An 8,239-nucleotide genomic window follows, 5' to 3' on the forward strand; every position below is an offset into this window, starting at 1 on the left:
CCGGAGGCTCGTGCCGGCCGACCGGAAGATCGGCGTCTCGGCTCAAGGGGCCGGACCCGTACGCCGATGGAGGGGACATGGCCGACGTCCTTGCCGCTCCACGAATCCTGACCTCGGCGCCCCGGCACCACGACCGTTTGACCAGCCCGGCGGTGTTCCTCGAACAACTGGGGCGCTCCATCGACCGCAACGACGGTGTCGCCGGGGCCATCGCCGTCCTCTCGCTTGCACCCGACCCCCTGACCTTCACCGACGGCTCGGGTTCGTGGCAGGGCCGACAGGAGATCTGCTGGGTCGCCGCCGGGCGCATCGTGGGTTGCCTCCACTACTCGGACCTGGTGACTCGTCTCTCGACCGACCGATTTCTCGTGCTGTCCGAAGGAGTCGGAGGGGTGGACGGTGCCGCGCAGCTGGCCGAACGACTTCGAACCGCGGTTCGCTGGCCGGAGCGATCGGGTGGCGAGGAGCGATGGGTCACCGCGAGCATCGGCATCGCACTCGCCGAGGGGTGCATCACTCCCGAGCAGCTGGCCGACCATGCGGCGACCGCCATGCAATCGGCCCAGGCCACCGGCGGGGACCGGTACCAGTTCTTCGGAGGTTGGCTGACGTCGACGGTCAGCTCCGCGGTCGCGGGTTCGGCGCCGGTCCAGCCCACCGTGGCCTTCCAGCGCTTCAGCGCGATGGTGAGCCGATGGCCCATCCGCGCCGCCCTGCCGCCGACGCCGGTGCGGATCAACAGCTCACCGTCTGATGCGTCTAAACTCCAGTCGTCGGCCAAAGACAGACTGCAATCAGACGGTCAAGACGGTGCGGTAGTGCGCACGGCCCTGCTCCAACGCCGCGTAGCCCTCGGCAACTTGCGAAAGCGGCAGCTCCTCGATCCACGCCCGCACACCCGACAGGACCGCGAAATGCATTGTGTCTTCAACATCCTTGGCGGTCCCGGAGGGATGGCCGATAACGCTGAGCCCGGGCGTTATCAGCTGAAGCGGACTGATCGGCAGCGGGTCAGCCGTGACGCCGATGGTGACCAGTTCTCCTTGGGGCTGTAAGCCGCCGACCGTTGCGGCCATCGCCCCCGAGTTGCCTGCGGTGGCCAGCACAACCGCAGCCCCGCCCAGAGCCTGCAGCGCCTCGGCGACGTCGCTGTTGCTCGAGTCAATGTAGTGATGCGCGCCCAGCTTGAGAGCGTCGTCCTTTTTGGCGCTGCCACGGTTGATCGCGATGGTCTCGAAGCCCATTGCGCGCGCGAACTGCACCCCGAGGTGGCCGAGTCCGCCGACACCGAGTATCGCAACCCGGTCACCGGGCAACGCCTTCGTGTGGCGCAACGCGTTGTAGGTGGTGACGCCCGCACAGCCCATCGGGGCGGCTTCCGCGTCCGAAAGTTCCGACGGAATCCGGGCCAAAGCGGTGGCCGGCGCGGTCACCGATTCGGAATAGCCACCAGGATACTGCCAACCCGGGACCTTCCCGTTCGCGCAGTGGATGAAAATCCCCTTGCGGCACGGATCGCAGTGGTTGCAGTTTCCACCGAACCAGCCGACGGCAACGCGATCGCCGACCGCGAAATCCTCAACGCCGTCGCCGAGTTCCGCTATCTTTCCGGCGATTTCATGCCCGGGTGTCAACGGCCACGACAACCCTGGGAACGCACCGCCGACAAAGTGAGCGTCGGTGCCGCAGATACCGCAGGCGCCGACGTCAATGCGCACTTCGCCGCGCACCGGTGCCGTCGTGTCGACCTCGACGAGTTCCAGCGATGCGCCGGCGGACTTCACCTGGACTGCTTTATGGGAGTTCATGGGCGCAGTCTAGTGCGCCACAGGGCATTTCGCGGTGCCGCTGCCGTAGTCGACCTGCCAGTGCTTGATCCCGTTCAGCCAGCCCGAGCGGAGCCGCTCGGGTTTGGCGAGCGGTTCCAGGTTCGGCATGCTGTCGGCGATGGCGTTGAACATCAAGTCGATCGTCATCCGCGCCAGGTTGGCCCCGACGCAGTAATGTGCACCGGTGCCGCCGAATCCCACGTGCGGGTTGGGATTACGCAAGATATTGAAGGTGAACGGGTCTTCGAACACGTCCTCGTCGAAGTTGGCTGAGCGGTATGCCATCACCACCCGCTGTCCCTTCTTGACCTGCACGCCGGACAGTTCGTAGTCCTCCAAAGCCGTCCGCTGGAACGAGGTGACCGGGGTGGCCCACCGAACGATCTCGTCGGCCGTGGTGGCGGGACGCTCCCTCTTGTACAGCTCCCACTGGTCGGGGAAGTCGGTGAAGGCCATCATGCCCTGGGTGATCGAGTTGCGGGTGGTCTCGTTGCCGGCGACCGCCAGCAGAATGACGAAGAAGCCGAACTCGTCGTCGGAGAGTTTGTGACCGTCGATGTCGGCCTCGATCAGCTTGGTGACGAGGTCTTGCCCCGGATTCTTCGCCCTGTCGGCGGCCATCTGCATGCCGTACATGATCAGCTCGACGGAAGCTGTGATGGCGTCATTGCTGGCGAACTCGGGGTCCTGGTCGCCGACCATCTCGTTGGACCAGTGGAAGAGCTTCTTGCGGTCTTCCTGCGGCACACCCATCAGGCCGGCGATCGCCTGCAACGGCAGCTCGCACGACACCTGTTCGACGAAGTCGCCCGATCCCTCAGCGGCCGCGACCCCAACGATGCGCCGGGCGCGTTCGGTGAGATCATCGCGCAGGCGCTCGATGGCTCGGGGAGTGAAGGCCCGCGAGATGATCTTGCGCAGCCGGGTGTGCTGTGGCGCGTCCATGTTGAGCAGGACGAACTTGCCGCGTTCGACCTGCTCGCCGACCGTGCCGTCCTTGTAGCGCGGCAGGGCGGTCTTCTGCAGGCTGGAGAAGACGTCGCTGCGCAGCGAGATTTCCTTGACGTCCTTGTGTTTGGACACCACCCAGAAGCCGCCGTCGTCGAACCCGCCCGCACCCATGGGTTGCTCGTTCCACCAGATCGGTGCGGTCCGGCGCATCTCGGCCAGTTCTTCCACCGGAAGCCGCTCCGCATAGATGTCCGGGTCGGTGAAGTCGAAGCCGGGCGGCAGATTGGGAACCGGTTTGGCAGTTGGCTCGACGGCTGGCATGGCCTACTCCTCGATACGAAGTCTTCTAGTCGTCTCCTGTGCCAAATAAACCATTGCCGCACCACGCTTGGGAAGCACTCCGGCAAGATCGCCACGCCGAATTGCAACGTGTTCAGCGCCGATGAATCCCGGGCTCGCCGCAGGTCTGCATCCGAAACGCGAGGCGAAGGCACCCACCGGCTGCACCGATCAACCGAACGGGCACAAGCAACACCTTGTGGCCCGCGGCCCAGTCGATATGCTTTGGTGCAGGTCACCGCGTAACTGTGGGGGTCAGGTGACACCGACGCGAAGGGTGGAACATGATTCGCGAACTATTCACCGTCGCAGCGATCACGGGTTCGGCGATCGGCGTGGCGCCGTGCGCCGCGGCCGACCCTGGCCATTACGACGGCGACGTGCCGAACATGAATTATCAAGCCTCACTGGGGGCGCCGTGCGACAACTACGAGCACTTCATCTTCGGACGGGGGCCCAGCGGCCAGGCCGAGGCATGCCATTTCCCGCCGCCCAACCAGTTCCCACCGGCCACCATCGGGTACTGGGTGATGTCCTACCCGCTGTACGGGGTGCAGCAGGCCGGAGCACCGTGCCCGGGCCCGCAATCTGCCGCACAGTCCGAGCGCGGGCTTCCGATGTTGTGTCTGGGAGCTCAAGGGTGGCAAGAAGGATGGTTCACCGGGGCCGGATTCTTCCCTCCTGCTTTCTGACCGGGGGATCATGAACCACACTCACCCCCCCGGAAACCCGGTACCACGGTGGCTGCACCTGGTCCTCGCTTCGGATCGAGCCGGCTCGGCCTGGTACATCGGCACCGGCTTCTTCTTCGCGCCGGTGCTGGCAGTGCTGTCGCCATGGCCGGCGGTCACCGCCGTGCTCTGGGGCGTCATCGGACTGGCCGGGCTGTGGCTGGGCCTGCTCGGCGTCGCGATGGCCGTCGGGCTGGCCAGGATATTGCGGTCCGGCGCCGAGATACCCGAAGACTACTGGCGCAGCCTGGTGAACTACTGACACCGCGGAAACCGGGCGCCCGCCGCGTCTAGAGTCGTACCAAAGGCCCTGCAACAAAAGGAGACTCGGATGGCTTTCAATCCCAAAGACGCAGTCGACGCGGCCCGTGACATCGCAACCAATGCCGTCGAAAAGGCCTCGGACATCGTCGAACACGCCAGTGACATCATCCGCGGTGACATCGCGGGCGGCGCCAGCGGCATCGTCCAGAGTTCCATCGACATCGCGACCGACGCGGTCGACCGGGTGAAAGAGGTGTTCACCGGCTCGCACGAAGTAGACGACGAAGTCGAAGACGACGAATAGTCGCCGTCAGACGGCGGCGGCAGCGTTCAGTTCGTCCAGCCTCGTCGTCGCCTCGAGGTACTCCTGCACCCAGCGCTCGATGACCGTGGCCGTCTTCTCCACCTTGGTGAACTGCCCGACGACCTGACCGACTGGGTTGAAGGCGACGTCGACGGTCTCGTTCGGGTATCTGTTCGTGGCCCGCACGGCCATGCCCGAGACCATGTACTGCAGTGGCATGCCCAGCGGCTTCGGGTTGTCCGGCTGCTCCCACGCCTCGGTCCAGTCGTTGCGCAGCATCCGGGCCGGCTTACCGGTGAACGAGCGGCTACGTACGGTGTCGCGGCTGCTCGCCTTGGCGTACGCCGCCTGCTGGACCGGGGTGTTCGAGGCTTCCTCGACCATCAGCCACTGGGAGCCGGTCCACGCCCCCTGGGCACCCAGCGCCAACGCCGCCGCGATCTGCTGGCCACTGCCGATGCCACCCGCCGCCAGCACGGGCACCGGGGCGACCTCCTTGATCACCTGCGGCCACAACACAATTGAGCCCACCTCGCCGCAGTGCCCACCGGCCTCGCCGCCCTGGGCGATGATGATGTCCACGCCCGCGTCAGCGTGCTTGCGGGCCTGTGACGGTGAGCCGCACAACGCGGCCACCTTGCGACCGGATTCGTGGATGTGCTTGATCATGTCGGCCGGAGGAGTGCCGAGCGCGTTGGCGATCATCCGCACCTTCGGGTGTTTCAGCGCCATTTCAACCTGCGGGGTGGCCGTCGCTTCCGTCCAGCCCAGCAACTGCAGGGTGTCCTCATCGGCGTTTTCCACGGGGACACCGTGATCCGCAAGGATCTTCTTTGCAAAGTCCAGATGCTCCTGCGGCACCATCTTGCGCAGCGTCTCGGCCAGCTCCTCCGCGGAGAGGTGGGAGTCCATGCCCTCGTACTTGTTCGGGATCACGATGTCGACCCCATAGGGGTGGTCGCCGATGTTCTCGTCGATCCAATTGAGCTCGATTTCCAGCTGCTCCGGGGTGAAGCCCACGGCGCCCAGCACGCCGAAACCGCCGGCCTTGCTGACAGCGACCACGACATCGCGGCAGTGGGTGAAGGCGAAGATCGGGAACTCGATACCGAGCTCGTCGCAAATCGCGGTGTGCATGCCTACTCCTGGAAAGCTTGACCGATGCTAAAAGAACTGGAACGTGTTCTAGTTTAGTACGGACCTCGTTGACGTGGCCAGCCGCCCCTGACCAGCGCATCGAGACTACGATGTGTCAGATTGCCTCAAAGTGAGGTGGCATGCACCACCCACAAGACCAGGAACGCGATCATGCAGCCGGCGCAGATGAGGTGATCCCGGTAGATGGATCGTGCCAGGCGGGTCTGTTCGGGGGGAGGGTCCGCCCGGTGCCCGAACCGAATCGCGTTGGGCACCGTGTGCGTCAATGCCAGCATCGTCGGAAAACCCGCGAGCCCAGCCGAAATCACCAGCAGCCACCCGGGGTCTCGACTCCGTGCGGCCTGAAACACGAGCGCGCCCAACAAGATCGCCATGACGAGAACGATCAGCCGGCTCATCGGCCGCGATGTGGTGGTTGCGCGGTGGTAGTAGCCCGCGATGGAGGCAAGCACCGGCTCGGGCAGATCCTCGTCCGAACCCCGGTGCCGGAACACCTGGACGTCGAAAATCAGGTCCATCCACAAGACGGCGAGCAGAAAGCCACTACAGGCCGTGAGTAACGGGGCCACGACACTCATCACCTCCGGTTCACCCGGGCGCTACCGCGCGGCTCGATCAGCCACCGCGACTGCGGATCGACACATTGTTTCGCAGCACGGCCGTAAGTCCCAAAGAGCGGTGGTCTCGTCTCCACCGAATGCGCAAAAATCGCCGGAACCGAACCGCCCAGCGTCAGGGGAAAATGCTGCCAATCGTTGTAGACACGTCGAATTCATCGTCGGGATTCCATACGATCCACTAGTCGCTGACTGCGCGACAATGGCCCGTCGGTCGAGTGAGTGGAGGTTGTCGGATGTCGTTTGTGGTTGCAGTGCCGGACGTAGTGGGGACGGCGGCAGAGAATGTGGCGGGTATCGGTTCATCGCTGAGCGCGGTCAACGCGGCGGCGGCCGCCCCGACCACCGGGCTGCTGGCCGCTGCTGGTGGTGAGGTGTCGGCTGCGATCGCATCACTGTTTTCCAACCACGCCCAGGAGTATCAGGCGCTGAGCGCTCAGGCGACGGCCTTTCACGACCAGTTCGTGCAGGCGCTGAGCGGCGCTGGTGGCGCGTACGCGGCCACCGAGGCGGCCAGCGTGTCGCCGCTGCAGACCCTGGAGCAAGACCTGCAGAGCCTCGCGGTGTTTTCGCCGGTCAAGGACTTGACGGGGCGTCCGTTGTTCGGCAACGGCGCGGATGGGGCCGCGGGTACCGGGCAACCCGGTGGGGCCGGCGGGTGGATTTTCGGCAACGGCGGCAACCGGCGGGTCGGGCGCCGCAGGGGGAACCGGCGGGGCCGGCGGTGTAGCGGGATTGTTCGGCAGAGGAGGTAGCGGCGGAGCCGGTGGGACCGGCGGTGGCGCCGGCGGGGCCGGCGGCAACGCGCTGGTGTTCGGCTTGGGTGGCGCTGGCGGGCAGGGTGCGGCTGCCGCCGGCGCCGGTAACGGCGGGGCAGGCGGCGCCGGCGGCCTACTCACGGCCTTCGGCGGGGTCGGCGGGGCCGGCGGCGACGCTACGAGTGGAACCGGCGGTGCCGGCGGTGCCGGCGGCAACGCCGACGGCCTCTTCTTTGGCTTGGGCGGTGCCGGCGGTACCGGCGGCGGCGCCACGACCGGAACCGGCGGGGTCGGCGGGGTCGGCGGCGAAAGCGTCGCCCGCAGCCTCTTCGGGGTCGACTTGGCCTCCGGCGGCGCGGTGGCGCTGGCGGGGCCGCCAGCGGCATCGGCGGTACCGGTGGCGGCGGCGGCGCCGGTGGTGCCACCGCAGCCTCAGGCCTCGTCGCAGTTGACTTGGTCCAGGGCGGCGCCGGCGGCGCCGGAGGCGCCGCTACCACTGGAGTCGCCGGGGCCGGCGGTGCCGGCGGCATCGCCGGTGCGCCCGACCTCGCCGGGTGGGGCTTGGCCCACGGTGGCCACGGTGGGGTTGGCGGTGCCGCCAGCGGCACCGGCGGCACCGGTGGGGCTGGCGGCACGGGCGCCGCGGTCGTCGGCGTGGGCGCCGGCGGTGCGGGCGGGGACGGTGGCGCCTCCGCCCAGGGCAATGGTGGGGCCGGCGGCGCCGGTGGCGGGGGCGCCGGGCTTCAGGTCGGCCTGGGTGGTAACGGCGGGCACGGCGGCGCCGCTCCCACCGGTACCGGCGGCAATGGCGGCGCTGGCGGGGGCGGCGGCGGGTTCCTCGGCGGGGGCGGCAACGGCGGCGACGCCGGCGGCGGCGTCGGGCCCGCCAATGGCGGCAATGGCGGTGACGCCAGTGGAGTATTCGACGGCACCTTCATCGGGTCGATAGTCGGCAACGGCGGCAACGGCGGCAACGGCGGCAACGGCGGCAACGGCGTCAACGGCGGGACGGGCGGCACCGGCGGCCAACCCGGCTCGTTTGGCGGCATCCCGGGGAAGAACGGATCTTCATAGCTCGGGTCCGCCGCCCAGCGGGGTCGGTCACTGCGGCAGGTTGAAACCACTTCTGTCACTTTTGTTTCAGTGGTTTCGGGGTGGGGACCGTATTGCCTGACCGGAAAATACCCAGGGTGAGTAGGGCAGGCGACAGACCCGGCGAAGCTTGCGGGCCGGGTGATGTTGCGGCGTTGTGTATTTCGGGGCTACGCGGCGGGTTCGAGAGTGACGT

The 8,239-nt window shown here is 67.1% G+C and carries 7 protein-coding genes and 3 pseudogenes; 5 read left to right on the forward strand and 5 right to left on the reverse strand.

The genetic code is table 11. The features are described from left to right. Window positions 1-77: 77 nt before the first annotated feature. Window positions 78-521, forward strand: a pseudogene (locus ACLP4W_RS27295) (diguanylate cyclase domain-containing protein); the annotation flags it as partial. Between the two features lie 86 nt (window positions 522-607). Here ACLP4W_RS27295 and ACLP4W_RS27300 read toward each other — a convergent pair. The 3 genes and pseudogenes from ACLP4W_RS27300 to ACLP4W_RS27310 all read right to left on the reverse strand — a co-directional run. Then, window positions 608-781: pseudogene (locus tag ACLP4W_RS27300) on the reverse strand (YceI family protein); the annotation flags it as partial. A gap of 13 nt (window positions 782-794) precedes the next feature. Beyond that, on the reverse strand, window positions 795-1,808 hold the full coding sequence (locus ACLP4W_RS27305; protein ID WP_442390494.1) for an alcohol dehydrogenase: 1,014 nt from the start codon (window positions 1,806-1,808) through the stop codon (window positions 795-797). Window positions 1,809-1,817: 9 nt separating this feature from the next. Then, window positions 1,818-3,101 carry a cytochrome P450 gene (locus ACLP4W_RS27310; RefSeq protein ID WP_442390495.1) on the reverse strand — a complete coding sequence of 428 codons (1,284 nt, stop codon included), beginning with the start codon at window positions 3,099-3,101 and terminating at the stop codon, window positions 1,818-1,820. A 302-nt stretch (window positions 3,102-3,403) separates the two neighbouring features. Between ACLP4W_RS27310 and ACLP4W_RS27315 the strand changes: the two genes are divergently transcribed. The 3 genes from ACLP4W_RS27315 to ACLP4W_RS27325 all read left to right on the forward strand — a co-directional run bounded on the left by ACLP4W_RS27315 (window position 3,404) and on the right by ACLP4W_RS27325 (window position 4,418). Next, window positions 3,404-3,811: a hypothetical protein gene (locus ACLP4W_RS27315; RefSeq protein ID WP_442390496.1), complete on the forward strand. Its 408-nt coding sequence runs from the start codon at window positions 3,404-3,406 to the stop codon at window positions 3,809-3,811. A gap of 10 nt (window positions 3,812-3,821) precedes the next feature. Further along, entirely contained in the window at window positions 3,822-4,112 is a 291-nt protein-coding gene (locus ACLP4W_RS27320; RefSeq protein WP_442390497.1) for a hypothetical protein, read from the forward strand. 69 nt (window positions 4,113-4,181) lie between these two features. Further along, on the forward strand, window positions 4,182-4,418 hold the full coding sequence (locus tag ACLP4W_RS27325) for an Rv1893 family protein (protein WP_442390498.1): 237 nt from the start codon (window positions 4,182-4,184) through the stop codon (window positions 4,416-4,418). A gap of 6 nt (window positions 4,419-4,424) precedes the next feature. Here ACLP4W_RS27325 and ACLP4W_RS27330 read toward each other — a convergent pair whose 3' ends face one another. After that, on the reverse strand, window positions 4,425-5,555 hold the full coding sequence (locus ACLP4W_RS27330) for a nitronate monooxygenase (RefSeq protein ID WP_442390499.1): 1,131 nt from the start codon (window positions 5,553-5,555) through the stop codon (window positions 4,425-4,427). 125 nt (window positions 5,556-5,680) lie between these two features. Continuing rightward, on the reverse strand, window positions 5,681-6,145 hold the full coding sequence (locus ACLP4W_RS27335; RefSeq protein ID WP_442390500.1) for a hypothetical protein: 465 nt from the start codon (window positions 6,143-6,145) through the stop codon (window positions 5,681-5,683). 284 nt (window positions 6,146-6,429) lie between these two features. On the opposite strand from ACLP4W_RS27335, the pseudogene ACLP4W_RS27340 reads away from it, so the two are divergent. Then, a pseudogene (locus ACLP4W_RS27340) lies at window positions 6,430-8,025 on the forward strand (PE family protein). Window positions 8,026-8,239: the final 214 nt, after the last annotated feature.

The organism is Mycobacterium sp., assembly GCF_052145595.1.
Taxonomy (GTDB): Bacteria; Actinomycetota; Actinomycetes; order Mycobacteriales; family Mycobacteriaceae; genus Mycobacterium.

What these genes read in the sequence shown, in the direction of transcription:
- ACLP4W_RS27305 (WP_442390494.1), bottom strand. Translation starts at nt 1,808, where the DNA reads ATGAACTCCCATAAAGCAGTCCAGGTGAAGTCCGCCGGCGCATCGCTG.
- ACLP4W_RS27310 (WP_442390495.1), bottom strand. Translation starts at nt 3,101, where the DNA reads ATGCCAGCCGTCGAGCCAACTGCCAAACCGGTTCCCAATCTGCCGCCC.
- ACLP4W_RS27315 (WP_442390496.1), top strand. Translation starts at nt 3,404, where the DNA reads ATGATTCGCGAACTATTCACCGTCGCAGCGATCACGGGTTCGGCGATC.
- ACLP4W_RS27320 (WP_442390497.1), top strand. Translation starts at nt 3,822, where the DNA reads ATGAACCACACTCACCCCCCCGGAAACCCGGTACCACGGTGGCTGCAC.
- ACLP4W_RS27325 (WP_442390498.1), top strand. Translation starts at nt 4,182, where the DNA reads ATGGCTTTCAATCCCAAAGACGCAGTCGACGCGGCCCGTGACATCGCA.
- ACLP4W_RS27330 (WP_442390499.1), bottom strand. Translation starts at nt 5,555, where the DNA reads ATGCACACCGCGATTTGCGACGAGCTCGGTATCGAGTTCCCGATCTTC.